Origin of the sequence: Jiangella alba (assembly GCF_900106035.1) — a bacterium.
Taxonomy (GTDB): Bacteria; Actinomycetota; Actinomycetes; order Jiangellales; family Jiangellaceae; genus Jiangella; species Jiangella alba.
The window spans coordinates 222,777-239,292 of record NZ_FNUC01000004.1 but is presented as its reverse complement, the minus strand read 5'-3'; the positions used below and the strand labels follow the sequence as shown (position 1 = coordinate 239,292).

19 protein-coding genes are annotated in these 16,516 nt (G+C 72.2%); 15 read left to right on the top strand and 4 right to left on the bottom strand.

Going from position 1 to position 16,516, the window contains the following annotated elements; genetic code table 11:
* The first annotated feature begins 20 nt into the window (after positions 1–20).
* The 11 genes from BLV02_RS18910 to ccsB all read left to right on the top strand — a co-directional run bounded on the left by BLV02_RS18910 (position 21) and on the right by ccsB (position 11,306).
* Positions 21–1,550: a sodium-dependent transporter gene (locus BLV02_RS18910; protein ID WP_069114921.1), complete on the top strand. Its 1,530-nt coding sequence runs from the start codon at positions 21–23 to the stop codon at positions 1,548–1,550.
* A complete protein-coding gene (locus BLV02_RS18905) occupies positions 1,547–1,666 on the top strand; it encodes a methionine/alanine import family NSS transporter small subunit (RefSeq protein WP_083289211.1) in 120 nt (39 codons plus the stop codon). The genes BLV02_RS18910 and BLV02_RS18905 overlap by 4 nt, the downstream gene beginning before the upstream one ends.
* A gap of 65 nt (positions 1,667–1,731) precedes the next feature.
* Positions 1,732–2,178: a Fur family transcriptional regulator gene (locus tag BLV02_RS18900; protein WP_069114920.1), complete on the top strand. Its 447-nt coding sequence runs from the start codon at positions 1,732–1,734 to the stop codon at positions 2,176–2,178.
* Positions 2,175–3,623 (top strand): catalase, encoded by a 1,449-nt coding sequence (locus BLV02_RS18895; protein WP_069114919.1) that lies wholly within the window; start codon positions 2,175–2,177, stop codon positions 3,621–3,623. Before BLV02_RS18900 ends, BLV02_RS18895 begins: the two co-directional genes overlap by 4 nt.
* A gap of 138 nt (positions 3,624–3,761) precedes the next feature.
* Positions 3,762–5,297 carry a M28 family peptidase gene (locus BLV02_RS18890; RefSeq protein ID WP_069114918.1) on the top strand — a complete coding sequence of 512 codons (1,536 nt, stop codon included), beginning with the start codon at positions 3,762–3,764 and terminating at the stop codon, positions 5,295–5,297.
* A 78-nt stretch (positions 5,298–5,375) separates the two neighbouring features.
* A complete protein-coding gene (hemL, locus tag BLV02_RS18885) occupies positions 5,376–6,686 on the top strand; it encodes a glutamate-1-semialdehyde 2,1-aminomutase (protein ID WP_069114917.1) in 1,311 nt (436 codons plus the stop codon).
* Positions 6,683–7,330 (top strand): histidine phosphatase family protein, encoded by a 648-nt coding sequence (locus BLV02_RS18880; protein WP_069114916.1) that lies wholly within the window; start codon positions 6,683–6,685, stop codon positions 7,328–7,330. Before hemL ends, BLV02_RS18880 begins: the two co-directional genes overlap by 4 nt.
* A complete protein-coding gene (locus tag BLV02_RS18875) occupies positions 7,330–7,938 on the top strand; it encodes a TlpA family protein disulfide reductase (RefSeq protein WP_069114915.1) in 609 nt (202 codons plus the stop codon). The genes BLV02_RS18880 and BLV02_RS18875 overlap by 1 nt, the downstream gene beginning before the upstream one ends.
* Positions 7,935–8,678, top strand: coding sequence for a cytochrome c biogenesis CcdA family protein (locus tag BLV02_RS18870; protein WP_069114914.1), 744 nt, complete (start codon positions 7,935–7,937; stop codon positions 8,676–8,678). Before BLV02_RS18875 ends, BLV02_RS18870 begins: the two co-directional genes overlap by 4 nt.
* Positions 8,679–8,691: 13 nt before the next feature.
* Entirely contained in the window at positions 8,692–10,299 is a 1,608-nt protein-coding gene (resB, locus tag BLV02_RS18865; RefSeq protein ID WP_074946524.1) for a cytochrome c biogenesis protein ResB, read from the top strand.
* Entirely contained in the window at positions 10,299–11,306 is a 1,008-nt protein-coding gene (ccsB, locus tag BLV02_RS18860; protein WP_069114912.1) for a c-type cytochrome biogenesis protein CcsB, read from the top strand. The genes resB and ccsB overlap by 1 nt, the downstream gene beginning before the upstream one ends.
* Before the next feature lie 369 nt (positions 11,307–11,675).
* On the opposite strand, the gene BLV02_RS18855 is transcribed toward ccsB, so the two are convergent.
* Together BLV02_RS18855 and BLV02_RS38060 are read right to left on the bottom strand one after the other, a co-directional pair.
* Positions 11,676–12,110: a PLD nuclease N-terminal domain-containing protein gene (locus tag BLV02_RS18855; protein WP_069114911.1), complete on the bottom strand. Its 435-nt coding sequence runs from the start codon at positions 12,108–12,110 to the stop codon at positions 11,676–11,678.
* 141 nt (positions 12,111–12,251) lie between these two features.
* Entirely contained in the window at positions 12,252–12,377 is a 126-nt protein-coding gene (locus tag BLV02_RS38060; RefSeq protein WP_281243408.1) for a hypothetical protein, read from the bottom strand.
* 149 nt (positions 12,378–12,526) lie between these two features.
* On the opposite strand from BLV02_RS38060, the gene BLV02_RS18850 reads away from it, so the two are divergent.
* The 3 genes from BLV02_RS18850 to BLV02_RS18840 all read left to right on the top strand — a co-directional run bounded on the left by BLV02_RS18850 (position 12,527) and on the right by BLV02_RS18840 (position 14,522).
* Positions 12,527–12,985 (top strand): Lrp/AsnC family transcriptional regulator, encoded by a 459-nt coding sequence (locus BLV02_RS18850; RefSeq protein ID WP_069114910.1) that lies wholly within the window; start codon positions 12,527–12,529, stop codon positions 12,983–12,985.
* Between the two features lie 64 nt (positions 12,986–13,049).
* On the top strand, positions 13,050–13,520 hold the full coding sequence (locus BLV02_RS18845) for a Dps family protein (protein ID WP_069114909.1): 471 nt from the start codon (positions 13,050–13,052) through the stop codon (positions 13,518–13,520).
* 36 nt (positions 13,521–13,556) lie between these two features.
* Positions 13,557–14,522 (top strand): threonine ammonia-lyase, encoded by a 966-nt coding sequence (locus tag BLV02_RS18840; RefSeq protein ID WP_069114908.1) that lies wholly within the window; start codon positions 13,557–13,559, stop codon positions 14,520–14,522.
* On the opposite strand, the gene BLV02_RS18835 is transcribed toward BLV02_RS18840, so the two are convergent.
* Positions 14,503–14,889 (bottom strand): rhodanese-like domain-containing protein, encoded by a 387-nt coding sequence (locus BLV02_RS18835; protein WP_069114907.1) that lies wholly within the window; start codon positions 14,887–14,889, stop codon positions 14,503–14,505. The two genes, BLV02_RS18840 and BLV02_RS18835, sit on opposite strands and share 20 nt — an antisense overlap.
* A gap of 95 nt (positions 14,890–14,984) precedes the next feature.
* Between BLV02_RS18835 and BLV02_RS18830 the strand changes: the two genes are divergently transcribed.
* On the top strand, positions 14,985–15,503 hold the full coding sequence (locus BLV02_RS18830) for an Lrp/AsnC family transcriptional regulator (protein ID WP_069114906.1): 519 nt from the start codon (positions 14,985–14,987) through the stop codon (positions 15,501–15,503).
* On the opposite strand, the gene BLV02_RS18825 is transcribed toward BLV02_RS18830, so the two are convergent.
* Entirely contained in the window at positions 15,446–16,468 is a 1,023-nt protein-coding gene (locus BLV02_RS18825; protein ID WP_069114905.1) for an LLM class F420-dependent oxidoreductase, read from the bottom strand. The two genes, BLV02_RS18830 and BLV02_RS18825, sit on opposite strands and share 58 nt — an antisense overlap.
* Positions 16,469–16,516: the final 48 nt, after the last annotated feature.

Below are 16,516 nucleotides of genomic sequence, written 5' to 3'. Positions count from 1 at the left end.
CACGCGAGCGAGGAGTGACAGTGCAGCACCAACGGGAGCAGTGGGGCAGCCGGGCCGGCTTCCTGCTGGCGGCCATCGGCTCGGCGGTGGGCCTGGGCAACATCTGGCGGTTCCCCTACGTCGCCTACGACAACGGCGGCGGCGCGTTCCTGCTGCCGTACCTGGTGGCGTTGCTGACCGCGGGCATCCCGCTGCTGGTGCTCGAGTACGCCATCGGCCACCGCTACCACGGCTCGCCGCCGCTGGCGTTCCGGCGCATCCACCGGCGGGCGAGCGTGCTCGGCTGGTGGCAGGTCGGCATCTGCGTGGTCATCGCCGCCTACTACGCCGTCATCATCGCCTGGGCGGCCCGCTACATCGGGTTCTCCGTCAGCCAGGACTGGGGCGACGACCCCGAGGCGTTCCTGCTGGGCGAGTTCCTCGAGGTCGGCGAACCCGGCGCCATCACGTCGTACGTGTCCGGCGTGTTCTGGCCGCTGGTCGCGGTCTGGGCGTTCGTGCTGGTCGTGCTGGCGCTGGGGGTGCGGCGCGGCATCGAGCGGGCCAACCGGGTGTTCATCCCGCTGCTGGTCGTGCTGTTCCTCGTGCTGGTGGTGCGGGCGCTCTTCCTCGACGGCGCCGCGCTGGGCCTCGACGCGCTGTTCTCGCCCGACTGGGACGCCATCACCGACGGCAGCGTGTGGGTGGCCGCGTACGGGCAGATCTTCTTCTCGCTGTCGGTCGGGTTCGGCATCATGATCACCTACGCCTCGCACCTGCACCGCCGGTCCGACCTCACCGGGTCGGCGCTGGTGGCGGGGTTCGCGAACAGCTCGTTCGAGATCCTGGCCGGCATCGGCGTCTTCGCCACGCTGGGCTTCATGGCCGCCTCCTCCGGGGTCGCCGTCGACGAGGTGGCGCAGTCGGGCATCGGCCTCGCGTTCATCGCCTTCCCGCAGATCATCTCGACCCTCACCAGCGGCGCCGGGCTGTTCGGCGTGCTGTTCTTCGCCTCGCTGGTCATCGCCGGCGTCACGTCGCTCATCAGCATCGTGCAGGTGGTGGTGTCGGCCACCCAGGACCGCACCGGCATGCGCCGCCTCCCCGCGGTCCTGACGGTCGGCGGCGGCATCGCGCTGATCTCGATCCTGATCTTCCCGACCGCGCAGGGCCTGCACTACCTCGACGTCGCCGACCACTTCATCAACCAGTACGGCATCGTCCTGGCCGCCTTCGTCGTCGTGGTCGTCGTGGCGTGGGGGCTGCGGCTGCTGCCGTCGCTGCGCGCGCACGCGAACCTCACGTCCACGGTCCGGCTCGGCGGGTGGTGGCAGGTGGCGCTCGGCGTCGTCACCCCGGTCATGCTCGGCTGGATGCTCTGGGACAGCCTGCGCCAGGAGTTCGACCAGAACTACGCAGGCTACTCCGACGGCTTCCTGCTGGCCGTGGGCTGGGGCGTCGCCATCGGCGCCGCCGTACTGGGCGTGCTGCTGTCGCTGTTCCCCTGGCGCGGCCGCGACACCTTCGTCCCGGCCGAACTCGAGACCGTCGGCGGAAGGGAGCGGGCATGAGCACCGGAGCGGTCGTCATGCTGATCGTCGCCATCGTCATCGTCTGGGGCGGCCTGCTGGGCAGCCTCGTGCACCTGCGCCGGCACCCCGACGCCGGGCCGCCCGAAGCCGACTGAACCGGCAAAACACTGGAATCGGACGCTTACTTGACTGATTCCAGAAAAGCGTCGAGGATCGGATCATGCCCGCCGACGAGCAGCTCCGCGACGACGCCGCGGTGCGGCTGCGTGCGGCCGGGCTGCGGGTCACCGCGCCCCGCGTGGGCGTGCTCGTCGCCCTCGAGCGCGAGTCGCACGCCGACGCCGACACCGTCGCGCGGCACGTGCGCAGCTCGCTCGGCGCCGTCTCCACACAGGCCGTGTACGACGTCCTGCACGCGCTGACCGAGGCGGGGCTGCTGCGCCGCATCGAGCCGGCCGGGTCGGCGGCGCGCTACGAGACCCGGGTCGGCGACAACCACCACCACATGATCTGCCGGAGCTGCGGCGTCATCGCCGACGTCGACTGCTCCGGGGTGGCGCCGTGCCTGGCGCCCGAGCACACGCACGGTTTCGTCCTCGACGAGGCCGAGGTGACCTTCTGGGGGCTGTGCCCCGCCTGTCAATCAGCGAACGAGGAGAATGCATGAGTTCTACGCCGCACTCGACCACCAACTCCGGCGCCCCGGTGGCCAGCGACGCCCACTCGCTGACGGTCGGGCCGGACGGGCCGATCGTGCTGCACGACCACTACCTGGTCGAGAAGCTGGCCCAGTTCAACCGCGAGCGGGTCCCCGAGCGCGTGGTGCACGCCAAGGGCGGCGGCGCCTTCGGCGTCCTCGAGGTCACCGAGGACGTCAGCCAGTTCACCAAGGCGGCGCTGTTCCAGCCGGGCGCCCGCACCGAGGCGCTGGCGCGGTTCTCGTCCGTCGCCGGCGAGCAGGGCAGCCCCGACACCTGGCGCGACCCCCGCGGCTTCGCGCTGAAGTTCTACTCGACCGAGGGCAACTACGACCTCGTCGGCAACAACACCCCGGTGTTCTTCCTGCGCGACACCATCAAGTTCCCCGACTTCATCCGCTCGCAGAAGCGGCTGCCGGGCTCCAACCTGCGCGACCACGACATGCAGTGGGACTTCTGGACGCTGTCGCCCGAGAGCGCGCACCAGGTCACGTGGCTGATGGGCGACCGCGGGCTGCCGCGCACGTGGCGCAACATGGACGGCTTCGGCTCGCACACGTACCAGTGGATCAACGCCGGTGGCGAGCGGTTCTGGGTGAAGTACCACTTCCGCACCGACCAGGGCCACGAGTTCCTGAGCCAGGCCGACGCCGACCGCATCGCCGGCGAGGACGCCGACCACCACATCCGCGACCTCTACGAGGCCATCGCCCGCGGCGACGCCCCCTCGTGGACGGTGCACGTGCAGGTCATGCCGTACGCCGACGCCGCGAGCTACCGGTTCAACCCGTTCGACCTCACGAAGGTGTGGCCGAAGGCCGACTACCCGCTGATCAAGGTGGGCACGCTGCGGCTCGACCGCAACCCGGAGAACTACTTCGCGCAGATCGAGCAGGCCGCGTTCGAGCCGAGCAACTTCGTGCCCGGCATCGCCGCGAGCCCCGACAAGATGCTGCTCGGCCGCATCTTCTCCTACGCCGACGCGCACCGGTACCGCATCGGCACCAACTACGCGCAGCTGCCGGTCAACGCGCCGAAGAACGAGGTCAACTCGTACGCGAAGGACGGCGCCATGCGGTTCTCGTACGCCTCGCCGGAGCGCCCGGTGTACGCCCCGAACAGCCACGGCGGCCCGGCGGCCGAGCCGTCGCTGGTCGGCGACGCCGGCTGGGAGTCCGACGGCGAGATGGTGCGCGCCGCGGCCACCCTGCACGCCGAGGACGACGACTTCGGCCAGGCCGGCACGCTGGTCCGCGAGGTCCTCGACGACGCCGCCCGCGACCGCCTGGTCGCGAACATCGCCGGTCACGTCGGCAACGTCACCATCGACGAGCTGCGCCAGCGCGTCTACGCCTACTGGCGCGGCGTCGACGAGACGCTCGGCAAGCGGGTCGAGGCAGCCGTCGGCCGCTGACCCACCCCGCCGAACCCCCTGCGGCCGCAGATTCGTGCGGCCACAGGGGGTTCCGCATGTGGCGGGGCAGGCGTAGCCTCCACCCCCAGAACGGGGTTCCGCAGGACCCTCCAGGACACCACGAACTGGGGAGCCGAGATGAGGCGGAACGCAGCATGCGCCGTGGCGGCCACGGCCGCGATCGTTCTGGTCACCGCGCCGTTGGCGGGGGCGGCCAAGCCGACTGACAGCACCGACCTGCGCGACGCCGTGACGGCGGCGGGGATCACGGAACACCTGGAGGCGTTCCAGGACATCGCCGACGCGAACGGCGGCACCCGGGCGTCCGGCACGCCCGGCTACGACGCCTCGCTGGCGTACGTCCAGGACCAGTTGGAGGCGGCCGGTTACGACACGACCGTGCAGTCGTTCCTGTTCGACACGTTCGAGGAGCTGGCGGCGCCGACGTTCGAGCGCGTCGCGCCGGACCCCGCCACGTACGCCGAGGGCGACGACTTCCTCACCATGGAGTACTCCGGCAGCGGCGACGTCACCGGCACGCTGGTGCCGACCACCGACGTCCTCATCCCGCCGCCGGCGCAGCCCGGGTCGAGCAGCGGCTGCGAGCCCGCCGACTTCGTCCCGGCGTCGGCCACCGAGCCCCAGGTCGCGCTGATCCAGCGCGGGACCTGCGACTTCACCGTGAAGGCGGTCAACGCGCAGGCCGCCGGCTACGACGCCGTCGTGATCTTCAACGAGGGCCAGGAGGGGCGCACCGAGGCCGTCGCGGGCACGCTCGGCGCCGACACCGAGGCGACCATCCCGGTGCTCGGCGCGAGCTTCGCCGTCGGGGCGGACCTCTACGCGCGCACCCAGGCGGGGCCGGTGACGGTGCACGTCGAGACCTCGACGCTGATCACCCACGACGTGCCGACGGCGAACCTGCTGGCCACCACCGGAGAGGGGCGCGGTGACCGGCAGGTCGTCGTCGGCGCGCACCTCGACTCCGTCTCCGCCGGCGAGGGCATCAACGACAACGGGTCCGGGTCCGCGCAGAACCTCGAGATCGCCCTGCAGCTGGCCGAGCTGGACGTCACGCCGCGCAACCAGATCGTGTTCGCGTGGTGGGGCGCCGAGGAGTCCGGGCTGATCGGCTCGCAGTTCTACGTCGACTCGCTCACCCCGCGCCAGCTCAAGAACACCGCGGTGAACCTGAACTTCGACATGGTCGGCTCGCCGAACTACGTGCGCTTCGTCTACGACGGCGACGCGTCCGACACCGACTCGCTCGGATCGACCGGGTCGGGCGTCGTCGAGGACGTGTTCACCGGCTACTTCGCCGGTCAGGGCCTCGAGACCGAGCCGACCGCGTTCGACGGGCGCTCCGACTACGACGCGTTCATCAGCGCCGGCATCCCTGCGGGCGGCCTGTTCACCGGCGCCGAGGGCGTGAAGACGGCCGAGGAAGCCGCGATCTACGGCGGCACGGCGGGCGTCGCGTACGACCCCTGCTACCACCAGGAGTGCGACGACATCGGCAACGTGTCGCAGCAGGCGCTGGACGAGATGTCCGACGCCGCGGCACACGCCACGCTGACCTTCGCCATGACCACGTCGGCCGTCGAAGGGACCGGCAAGGGCAACGCCACCGGCCAGTCGGAGTCACTGTTCCTCGGGTCGCAGCTGCGGCGCTGAGACGGCCTCGGGAGCGGGCGGCCCGGACGTCGTGGGGGCGGCGTTCGGGCTGCTCGGGCCACTTGCGAGAATGACGCGGTGACCAACGACGACGTGCCGCGCAGCGCGGAGCTCTTCGACCGTGCGCGGGCCGTCACGCCCGGCGGGGTGAACTCGCCGGTGCGGGCGTTCCGCGCCGTCGGCGGGACACCCCGGTTCATGCAGCGTGCCACCGGACCCTACCTCTACGACGCCGACGGCCGCGAGTACGTCGACCTCGTCGGCTCGTGGGGGCCGATGATCCTCGGCCACGCCCACCCGGCGGTGGTCGAGGCGGTCCGCGCTCAGGTCGCGCTCGGCACGTCCTACGGCACGCCCACCCAGCCCGAGGTCGAGCTGGCCGAAGAGATCGTCGGCCGCACCAGCGTCGAGCAGGTCCGGCTGGTCTCCAGCGGCACCGAGGCCACCATGAGCGCCATCCGGCTGGCCCGCGGCGCCACCGGGCGCAGCAAGGTCGTGAAGTTCGCCGGCCACTACCACGGGCACGTCGACGCGCTGCTGGCCGCGGCCGGCAGCGGCGTCGCGACGTTGGCGCTGCCCGACACCCCCGGGGTCACGGGCGCCAGCGCTGGCGACACCATCGTCCTCCCGTACAACGACACCGGCGCGGTCAAGGCCGCGTTCGCCGAGCACGGCGCCCAGATCGCCTGCGTCATCGCCGAGGCCGCGGCCGGCAACATGGGCGCCGTCGCCCCCGCCGACGGCTTCAACGCGTTCCTCCGCGACACCGCGCACGAGCACGGCGCGCTGCTCGTCCTCGACGAGGTCATGACCGGTTTCCGGGTGTCGCGGTCCGGCTGGCACGGCCTCGACGGCGTCACGCCCGACCTCACGACCTTCGGCAAGGTCATGGGCGGCGGCTTCCCGGCCGCCGCGTTCGGCGGATCGGCCGAGGTCATGGAGCTGCTCGCGCCGGCCGGACCGGTGTACCAGGCCGGCACGCTGTCTGGTAACCCGGTCGCCACCACGGCCGGGCTGATCACGCTGCGGCTGGCCGACGCCCAGGTGTACGCGCACCTCGACGCCACGGCGCGGCGCATCGGCGCGCTGGCCGGCGAGGCGCTGACGGCGGCCGGCGTGCCGCACCGCGTCCAGTACGCCGGCAACCTGTTCAGCGTCTTCTTCGCCCCCGACGACGGGCCGATCACCGACTTCGCCGCCGCCAAGCGCACCAGCACGGCGCGGTTCGGCGCGTTCTTCCACTCCATGCTCGAGTCCGGCGTGTACCTGCCGCCGTCGGCGTTCGAGGCGTGGTTCGTCAGCGCCGCGCACGACTCCCGCGCCGTCGACCGCATCGCCCAAGCACTGCCCGCGGCCGCCGCGGCCGCCGCGGGGGTGGACGCCGCATGAGCGAGCTGACACGGGTGCACCTGCTGCGCCACGGCGAGGTGCACAACCCGTCGAAGGTGCTCTACGGCCGACTGTCCGGCTACCACCTGTCCGACCTCGGCCGGGCCATGGCCGAACGGGTCGCCGCCGCCGTCGCCGACCGCGACATCACGCTGCTGGTCAGCTCGCCGCTCGAGCGGGCCCGCGAGACCGCCGCGCCGCTCGCCGAGACGCTCGGCCTGGACGTCCGCATCGACGACCGCCTGCTCGAGGCGCTCAACGTCTTCGAGGGCATGACCTTCGGCGTCGGCGACGGCTCGCTGCGCCACGCGCGGCACTGGCGGCACCTGCGCAACCCGTTCACGCCGTCGTGGGGCGAGCCGTACCGCGACATCGCCGCCCGCATGCTGGCCGCCATGAGCGACGCCCGCCGCGACGCCGCCGGCCACGAGGTCGTCATGGTGTCGCACCAGCTGCCGATCTGGACGGCACGCAGCTTCATCGAGGGCCGCCGGCTCTGGCACGACCCACGCCGGCGCGAGTGCTCGCTGGCCAGCCTCACCACCGTCACGTACGAGGACGACACCATCGTCTCGGTCGCCTACAGCGAACCGGCCGGCGACCTGCTGCCGCAGGCCGGCAAGCCCTTCACGGCGGGTGCCTGATGCGCCGCCCGCTCGTGCTCGCGGCGGTGGCGGTGCTCGCCCTCGCCGGCTGCTCCGACGGCCAGGTCGAGCGCAGCGACAACGGCAACCAGGCCGGCTACATCGCCGGCGACGGCACCATCAGCATCTTCGACCCGGCCGAGCGCGACGCCGCGCCCGAGTTCGGCGGCGACCTCCTCGACGGCGGCGACTTCCAGCTGGCCGACCAGCTCGGCGAGGTCGTCGTCCTCAACATCTGGGGCTCGTGGTGCCCGCCGTGCCGCAAGGAGGCGCCCGACCTCCAGGCCTCCTACGAGGTGCTCGGCCCGCAGGGCGTGCAGTTCGTCGGCGTCAACGTCCGCGAGCCCAACGGCGAGCGGCCCGCGCAGCAGTTCGAGGAAGAGTTCGGCATCACCTACCCGAGCGTCTACGACCCCAAGGGCGACGCGCTGCTCTCGTTCCGCGACACCGTCCCGCCGAAGGCCATCCCGAGCACGCTGGTCATCGACCGCGAGGGACGCATCGCGGCGCGCATCCTCGGCGCCATCGGCGAGGCGTCGCTGACCGACATCGTCGGCGAGATCGCGGCCGAGACGCCCGCGGCGGAAGGCACCGCTGAGTCACCGTGAGCTCCTTCGGCGACACCGTCCTGACCGGTTCGCTGGCACTGGCCGTGCCGGTGGCGGTGCTGGCCGGGCTGGTCTCGTTCCTGTCGCCGTGCGTGCTGCCGCTGGTCCCCGGCTACCTGGGCTACGTCACCGGGCTGTCCGGCGCGGAACTGGCGTCCGGACGGCGCGGCCGGCTGCTGGCCGGGGTGCTGCTGTTCATCCTCGGCTTCAGCGTGGTGTTCGTCTCGTACGGGCTGCTCTTCGGCGGGCTGGGGTCGCTGCTGCTGGAGCAGGGCGAGATCATCATGCGGGTGCTCGGCGTCGTGACGATCGGGCTCGGCCTGCTGTTCGCCGGCTGGCTGCCGGGCCTGTCGCGCGACTGGCACACCGGCGCGAGCCCGGCGGTCGGCCTGGCCGGCGCCCCGCTGCTGGGCGCCGTCTTCGGCGTCGGCTGGACGCCCTGCATGGGGCCGACGCTGGCGGCCGTCCAGGCGCTGGCCTTCACCGAGGCCAGCGCGGGTCGCGGCGCGCTGCTGTCGTTCGCCTACTGCCTGGGGCTGGGCATCCCGTTCCTGCTGGCCGCACTGGCCTACCAGCGGGCGACGCGGTGGTTCCAGTGGGTGCGCAAGCACCAGCAGGCGTTCATGCGGGCCGGCGGGATCATGCTGATCGTGCTCGGTGTCCTGCTGGTCACGGGGCTGTGGAACGAACTGATGACGTCGATGCAGGGCTGGATCGGCGGCTTCGAGGTGGCGGTGTAGAGATGGGCACACGATGACGACGCAGATGGACACCCGCCCGCCGGTCGACAACCGGCCGCCGCCGCTGCACGGGCTGGAGCTGGCCCGCTGGGCGTGGCGGCAGCTGACCTCCATGCGGGTGGCGCTGATCCTGCTGTTCCTGCTGGCCGTCGCCGCCATTCCGGGCTCGATCATCCCGCAGAGCGACGTCAACCCGCTCAACGTCCGCGACTTCCGCGCCCGCAACCCCACGCTGTCCGAGTGGTATGACCGCCTCGGCCTGTTCGACGTCTACTCCGCGCCCTGGTTCGCCGCCATCTACATCGCGCTCATGGTGTCGCTGGTCGGCTGCATCCTGCCGCGCCTGTGGCAGCACTGGAAGGCGGTCCGGGCGCAGCCGCCGAAGGCGCCGAAACGGCTCACGCGGATGCCGGCCTACCGCAAGGTCGAGGTCGACGCGACCCCCGACGAGGTGCTCGCGGTGGCCCGCGCCGAGCTGCGGTCGCGGCGGTTCCGGCTGCGCCGTCCCGTCGAGGGCGAGGCCGACTCCGTCGCGGCCGAGACCGGTCACCTGCGCGAGACCGGCAACCTGCTGTTCCACCTGTCCGTCGTGGTGGTGCTGCTGGCGGTCGCGCTGGGCGGGCTGTTCAGCTACCGGGCGACGGTGCTGGTGCCGGAGGGCACGGGGTTCTCCAACCAGGTCATCCAGTTCGACAGCCTGTCCGCCGGCGCGCTGTTCGACACCGACGACCTGCCGCCGTTCTCCATGGACGTCGACGCGTTCAGCATGGAGTTCATCGAGGCCGGCAACCAGATGGGCCAGCCGTCGCACTACGAGGCGACGGTGACGGTGGTGCCCGAGCCGGGTGCGGAGCCCGAGACGCACACGATCCGCGTCAACGAGCCGCTGACCATCGACGGCACCTCGATCCACATCATCAACCCCGGCTACGCCCCCGCGTTCACCGTCCGGGCGGCCGACGGCGAGACGATCCTCGCCGAGGGGCCGGTGCCGTTCCTGCCCGAGGACAGCAGCTTCACGTCCACCGGCGTCGTCAAGGTCGAGGTGCCGCCACAGTACGGCGACGACATCGGCATCCAGGGCAGTTTCCTGCCCACGGCCTACCTCGACCAGAACGGCCCACGCTCGATCTTCCCCGGCGCGCGCAACCCCGAGATGTACCTGACCGCGTGGCACGGCGACCTCGGACTCGACGACGGCCAGCCGCAGTCGGTGTACCGCCTCGACACCACCGACATGGAGCAGTACGAGGCCGGCGGCGAGCCGTTCCGGTCCCGCCTGGCCGTCGGCGACACCGCCCAGCTGCCCGACGGCCGCTACATCACCTTCGACGGCTACGTGACCTGGGTGAACCTGCAGATCGGCCGCAACTCCGGCCGCGAGCTGGCGCTCGTCGGCGGGGTGCTCGCGGTGGTCGGGCTGATGGGCTCACTGTACGTGCGGCGGCGCCGGGCCTGGGTGCGTGCGAGCGTCGGACCGGAGGGGCGTACCGTGGTCGAGGTCGCGGGGCTGCACCGGGCCGAGGGCTCGGCGGGCGACCGCCTCGCCGACGAGATCGGTGCCATCACTGACGGGCTGTTGCTGCGCCTGGGCGGCGCGGAAGGAAAGAGGGAAGACTGATGGACCTCGATGCCGTCGCCGAGTGGAGCCGCTACGTCGTCGTCGTGGCCACGCTCGGGTACCTGGCGTCCTGGCTGGCCTTCTGTGCCGAGGCCGGCATCCACAGCCGTCGCCGTCGCACGGTCACCACGGCGGCCGCCCCCGAGCGCGAGCTGATCGGCGTCGCGTCGTCGGCCGTTGGCTCCGATGCGCCCGCTGACCCGCCTGCGGGGCCGCCGGCCGGCTCGTCCGGTCCCGGCGACGCCGAGCTGGTGCAGCGCGCCGACCGTCTGGGCGGCATCGGCCGCGGGCTGTTCGGCCTGGCCACGCTGGTGCTCGCCGTCGGCGTCACCATGCGCGGCCTGGGCACCGAGCGGGCGCCGTGGGCGAACATGTACGAGTTCTCCATCACCGGCGCGCTGGTCGCCTCGATCGTCTTCCTCGTCCTCGCCCGCACCGTCGTCGGCCGTGTCGTCGCCGTCTGGGCCGTCCTGCTGATCTTCATGACCGTCGGCCTCGCCGCCACGTTCCTCTACGTGTCGCCCGGCCCGGTGCAGCCGGCGCTGCAGTCGTACTGGCTGGTCATCCACGTCGGCTGCGCGGTCATCGCGTTCGGCCTGTTCACCGTCGGCGCCGTCGTCAGCGCCCTGCAGATCGTGTCCGAGCGGGCCGCCGACCGTGGCCGCACCACCGGCTTCGGCGCCTCCCTCCCCGACTCCGTCGCGCTCGACCGGCTCGGCTACCGGCTCACCGCCATCGCGTTCCCGATCTGGACGTTCGGCCCGCTCATCCTCGGCGCCATCTGGGCCGAGGTGTCGTGGGGCCGGTACTGGGGCTGGGACCCCAAGGAGGTCTGGGCGCTCATCACCTGGCTGGCGTACGCGGCCTACCTGCACGCCCGCGCCACCGCCGGCTGGAAGGGCTCGAAGGCCTCGGTGGTCGCGCTGGTCGGGTACGGCACGGTGCTGTTCAGCTACTTCGGCGTGAACATCCTCTTCAACGGCCTGCACTCCTACGGCGGCCTCTGACCGCTCGAGCCCCCGCCCTGGGCCCGGTGGTGGTGTCGGGGGTGTTGACGGTGGTGCCAACTGTTGGCGCCACCGTCACTGCGTTGGGCAGGCATCGGCCGGTCCGGTCGCCCCCGGCCGGCGAGGGTGCGCCCGATGACGAGAGGGAGTCGTCCGCGTTGTCGGCGGCGGGCGCCACAGCACGGTCGTGGTCAGCAGCGTCCTCGGCGACAGCCTGCGCGGGGGCGGCGGCGTCGGCCGGCCTGAGCCCCTGGGCCCGGTAGTGGTGTCGGGGGTGTTGACGGTGGTGCCAACTGTTGGCGCCACCGTCACCGCGTCGGGCAGGCATACCCGGGGCCCGGCCGCCCCGAGGAGCGGCGCGCCCGCTGACTAGCGGGAGTCGTCCTCGTCGTCGGTGTGCTGGCGGGCTTCGTCCTCGCGCTTGCGGGCCTCGGCCTGACGGCGGGCCTCGGCCTCTTCGGCGGCCTGCGCCGCTTCGGCGTCCTTCTTGCGCTGGACCTCGCTCTCACGCCGGCGGAGGTCGGCCTCCCACTGGTTGAGCATCTGCTCGTGCTTGCTGTCGCTGTCGCGCAGGTGCCGCAGGAACTCGGGGTCGTCGTCGGGGGCGAGGGGACGAGGGGGCGGCCCGGTGGGGCGCTGCGGGCGGGCCCGCTCCTTGCCGATGACCAGCCAGAGGATGGGCCCGATCAGCGGGATGAGCACGATGATGGCCACCCAGGCGACCCGGTTCAGCGACCGGAACCGGGTGGAGTCGGTCTGCAGGCAGTCGATCAGCGCGTACACGAGCAGCGCTATGGCGACCACGATTGGTAGTACCCGACCCACCGTGCGACCTCCCCGGTCGAGCTGTGTTCCTTTCCACCAGCCTAGGTGGTGCGCCGGGCGCGACGCACCCCGGACCGGATTCCGCTTGTCCGGGCAAGCGTCGTCCGGCCGGAGCGCGGGTCAGGAGAAGAGCCGGCGGCGCGTGCGGTGGCCGGCGCGGAGGGCGGCTGCCTGGCGCGCCTTCTCCGCCTCCCGACGCAGGTCGTCGATGCGGGTCTGGGCGTACTCCAAGCCGTACAACGTCACTCCCTGTGAGGAAATTCAATCAAATCAAAGGCAACAAGCGGCCTTGTGCCTTAGATTCTAAGTCACGGCCAGGTCACGGGACAATCTCGAACCGGGTGATCCCCACCACGTTGGCGGCGCGCTCCGGGGCGCTGCGAGGATGGAGCGCCATGGACACCGTCGATACGAGTCTTGTCGCGGCGTTGCGGGCCAACGGCCGGGCGTCGTACGCGGAGCTGGGCCGGCTGGTGGGGCTGTCCGGGCCGAGCGTCCAGGAGCGGGTGCGCCGGCTCGAGGACCGCGGGGTCATCACCGGCTACCGCGCCACCGTCGAACCGTCGGCGCTGGGTCTGGGGCTGACGGCGCTGATCGGGCTGGTGCTGTCCGACTCCGCCGGTCACGAGGAGGTCGGCGCGCGGCTGGAGGACGTCGCGGAGGTCGAGGACTGCTGGTTCATCGCCGGCGACGAGGCCTACATGCTCAAGGTCCGGGTCGCCGACGTCGAAGGGCTCGAGCGGCTGCTGGGCCGTCTGGTCCGCATCGAGGGGGTCGCGCGCACCCGCACCACCCTGGTCATCTCGACGCGGTTCGAGGACCGCCAGGTCGAGCCGGAGCTGGTCGGCAGCTGACCCACCGGGTGAAACTCCGCGGATCGGTTACGGACACAGGAGAGCCGAACCGAGGAGGTCCACCATGACGCCGATCCACAGCCCGCTCGCCGACGACGCCCACAAGGTCGTGACGGAGGCTCTGCGCGACGCCCTCGTCGACCTGATCGACCTCTCGCTGGCCGGCAAACAGGCGCACTGGAACGTCACCGGTCCGCGTTTCCGCACCGTCCACTTCCAGCTCGACGAGGTCGTCGACACCGCGCGGAAGCACGCCGACATCGTGGCCGAGCGGTCGGTGACGGTCGGCAGCCCGGCCGACGGCCGCGCCGAGACGGTCGCCCGCGACTCCCAGTTGCCCCGGCTCGACGCCGGCTGGGTGCGCGACGACGACGTGGTGGCGACGTTCGTCGGGCTGTACGACGGCATCATCGCCCGCATGCGCCAGCGCGCCCACGACGTCGAGGACGCCGATCCGGTCAGCAACAACATCCTGCTCGACGCCGTCGAGGAGCTGGAGAAGCAGTACTGGATGTGGCAGGCCGAGCGGGCCTGACGCCCGCGCGCCGGGTGCGTAGGCGATGATGCTGCGATGGATGACGCACCCGGCCTGGTCGGTCTCGACGACGTCCGCGCGGCGGCCCGGCGGCTCGACGGCGTCGCCGTCCGCACGCCCCTGATCCCGGCCGCGTGGTCCGGTGGCGACCTGTGGCTGAAGCCGGAGGGCCTGCAGGCCACCGGTGCGTTCAAGCTGCGCGGCGCGTTCAACGCCGTCGCCCTGCTCGACGACGACGCCCGCAAGCGCGGCGTCGTCACGCACTCCAGCGGCAACCACGCGCAGGCGCTGGCCTGGGCCGCCCGCGAGCAGGGCATCGCCGCCACCGTCGTCATGCCCGACGCCGCCGCGCCGGTGAAGGTCGCCGCGACGCGGGCGCTCGGCGCCGAGGTCGTCATGGTGCCGCCGCCCGAGCGCGACAGCCGGGTCCGCGAGCTGGTCGCCGAGCGCGGCCTGACGTTCGTCTCGCCGTTCGACGATGCGCGGGTCATCGCCGGCGGCGGCACGGTCGGCCTGGAGATCGCCGCGGACCGCCCCGACGCCGGCACCGTCCTCGTCCCGGTGGGCGGCGGCGGGCTGATCTCGGGCATCGGCGTCGCGGTGAAGGCGCTGGCGCCCGGCACCCGCGTCGTCGGCGTCGAGCCCGAGCTGGCCGCCGACGCCCGCGACAGCCTGGCCCGCGGCGAGCGCGTCGCCTGGGACCCGGCCGACACCTACCGGACCATCGCCGACGGCGTCCGGCTTCCGGTCGTCGGCGAGCTGACGTGGGAGCACATCCGCCGCCACGTCGACGAGATCGTCACCGTCCCGGAGGACGCGATCCTGGCCGCGATGCGGCTGCTGGCCCTGCGCGGGCGCGTCGTGGCCGAGCCGACGGGCGCGCTGACGACCGCGGCGTTCCTGGCCGAGCCGGCCCGGTTCGGGCGCGCGGTGGCGGTGGTGTCCGGCGGCAACGCCGACCCTGCGCAGCTGGCTCGGGTGCTCACGTCGCCTGGAGCGTGAACCCCTCGTCCAGCCAGCCGGTGACGCCGCCGATCATCTTGCGCACCGGGCGGCCGAGCCGGGCCAGCCGGAGCGCGGCCTTGTCGGCGCCGTTGCAGTGCGGTCCGGCGCAGTAGACGACGAACTCGGTGCCGGCCGGCCATTGGGCGAGGTTGCGCTCGACGATGCGCCCGTGCGGCAGGTTGACGGCGCCGGGCACGTGGCCGGCGGCGTAGTCCTCCGGGCTGCGGACGTCGAGCAGGACGAAGTCCGCGGTGCCGGTCGTCAGCGCGTGGTGCACGTCCCAGCAGTCGGTCTCGTACGCGAGCAGGGCGGCGAAGTGCGCGGCGGCGTCGGCCGGCGGCGCGGGCGGGATCATGGTCGTCATGGCAACGACGCTACGGCGGCGGTCGTGGGTTGCGGCAGGGGTGATCAAGGGTCGCTGGCGGTGATCGGGCGGGGAAAGCCCGGTATCGTCGCGGCATGGCCGACGATTCCGCCGCCGCCCTCGACCGCGTCGACTGGCAGCTGCTCGAGCACCTCCAGCGCGACGGCCGCATCGCCGTCGCCGAGCTGGCCCGTCGCGTCAACCTCGGGCCCAGCGCCACCGCCGACCGCATCCGCCGGCTCACCGACCTCGGCGTCATCGCCGGCTTCCGGGCCGAGCTCGACCTCGAGCGCATCGGCTACACCGTCATCGCCTACGTGCGGCTGCGCTACCCGTCCGGCAACTACCGCGCCCTGCACGCCGAGCTGGACCGCACGCAGGAACTGCTGGAGTGCCACCACGTCACCGGCGACGACTGCTTCGTGCTGAAGGTGGCCGCGCGGTCCATGCGCCACCTCGAGGAGCTGGCCGGCCGGCTGGCCACCCTCGGCAGCGTCACGACCTCCGTCGTGTACTCGTCGCCGCTGGTGTCGAGGGTGATCAGCCGGCCTGACGCTCAGTCCAGTGCCGGAATGACCTCGCGCTCGAACAGCTCGACGCCGCTGAGGTCGTAGGCGGCCTCCGGGAAGTAGCCGATGGCGTAGCTCATGCCCTTGTCCCGGTACTGCCCGATGGCGTCGGCGACCTGCTCGGGCGTGCCGGCCGTCGGGTTCTCGCGGAACGGCCGCATCTTCTCCGCCACGACGTCGGGCGTCATGAACCGGCCGTAGATCTCCTCGATGCGGGCCAGCTTGGCGTCGACCTCGGCCTGGTCGGCGCCGATGATGACGTTGAAGTTCATCGAGCGGGTGATGGAGTCGTAGTCGGTGCCGAGGTCGCGGCAGTGCTGCGCCAGCACCTCGGACTTGTGCTGGAACACCTCGGGCGTGCCGCTGAAGTTGGTGTACGCCGTGTAGCTGCGCGAGCCGGTGTACTGCGCGCCGCGGGCGTGCTTCGCCGCGATGCGCAGCGTCACCTTCTCGCCGCCGCCGGCGATCCACAGCGGGATGCCCTCCTCCTGCAACGGCAGCGGCCGGCAGATCGCGCCGTCGACCTGGTAGTGCTCGCCGGCCAGCGTCGCGACCCCGTTCGTCCACGCCTGCCGCATGATGTCGACGCCCTCGTCGAGCATGGCCAGCCGGACGCCGGCGCGCGGGAAGCCGAACCCGAAGGCGCGCCACTCGTGCTCGTACCAGCCGGCGCCGATGCCCATCTCGACCCGCCCGCCCGACACGATGTCCGCCGTCGCGGCGACCTTCGCCAGGTAGGCGGGGTTGCGGTAGGCCATGCACGTGCACATCTGGCCCAGCCGCACCCGCTGCGTCGCCGCGCCGAACGCCGCCATCAGCGTCCACGCCTCGTGGGTGGCCTCCTCGGTCGGCACCGGGGTGGTGTGGAAGTGGTCGTAGACCCAGATCGACTCCCACGGCCCCGCGTCGGCGTGCTGGGCGACGCGCAGCATCGTCTCCCACTGACTCTTGGGAGCGATGTCGACGAGGTCCAGCCGCCAGCCCTGGGGGACGAAGAGCCCGAACTTCATGGGGGAAGAAGTCATGGGGGTCACCGTAGGACAAGACGGTGAACGTTC

What these genes read in the sequence shown, in the direction of transcription:
- BLV02_RS18905 (WP_083289211.1), top strand. Translation starts at nt 1,547, where the DNA reads ATGAGCACCGGAGCGGTCGTCATGCTGATCGTCGCCATCGTCATCGTC.
- BLV02_RS18900 (WP_069114920.1), top strand. Translation starts at nt 1,732, where the DNA reads ATGCCCGCCGACGAGCAGCTCCGCGACGACGCCGCGGTGCGGCTGCGT.
- BLV02_RS18895 (WP_069114919.1), top strand. Translation starts at nt 2,175, where the DNA reads ATGAGTTCTACGCCGCACTCGACCACCAACTCCGGCGCCCCGGTGGCC.
- BLV02_RS18890 (WP_069114918.1), top strand. Translation starts at nt 3,762, where the DNA reads ATGAGGCGGAACGCAGCATGCGCCGTGGCGGCCACGGCCGCGATCGTT.
- BLV02_RS18880 (WP_069114916.1), top strand. Translation starts at nt 6,683, where the DNA reads ATGAGCGAGCTGACACGGGTGCACCTGCTGCGCCACGGCGAGGTGCAC.
- BLV02_RS18875 (WP_069114915.1), top strand. Translation starts at nt 7,330, where the DNA reads ATGCGCCGCCCGCTCGTGCTCGCGGCGGTGGCGGTGCTCGCCCTCGCC.
- resB (WP_074946524.1), top strand. Translation starts at nt 8,692, where the DNA reads ATGACGACGCAGATGGACACCCGCCCGCCGGTCGACAACCGGCCGCCG.
- ccsB (WP_069114912.1), top strand. Translation starts at nt 10,299, where the DNA reads ATGGACCTCGATGCCGTCGCCGAGTGGAGCCGCTACGTCGTCGTCGTG.
- BLV02_RS18850 (WP_069114910.1), top strand. Translation starts at nt 12,527, where the DNA reads ATGGACACCGTCGATACGAGTCTTGTCGCGGCGTTGCGGGCCAACGGC.
- BLV02_RS18845 (WP_069114909.1), top strand. Translation starts at nt 13,050, where the DNA reads ATGACGCCGATCCACAGCCCGCTCGCCGACGACGCCCACAAGGTCGTG.
- BLV02_RS18840 (WP_069114908.1), top strand. Translation starts at nt 13,557, where the DNA reads ATGGATGACGCACCCGGCCTGGTCGGTCTCGACGACGTCCGCGCGGCG.
- BLV02_RS18835 (WP_069114907.1), bottom strand. Translation starts at nt 14,889, where the DNA reads ATGACGACCATGATCCCGCCCGCGCCGCCGGCCGACGCCGCCGCGCAC.
- BLV02_RS18830 (WP_069114906.1), top strand. Translation starts at nt 14,985, where the DNA reads ATGGCCGACGATTCCGCCGCCGCCCTCGACCGCGTCGACTGGCAGCTG.
- BLV02_RS18825 (WP_069114905.1), bottom strand. Translation starts at nt 16,468, where the DNA reads ATGAAGTTCGGGCTCTTCGTCCCCCAGGGCTGGCGGCTGGACCTCGTC.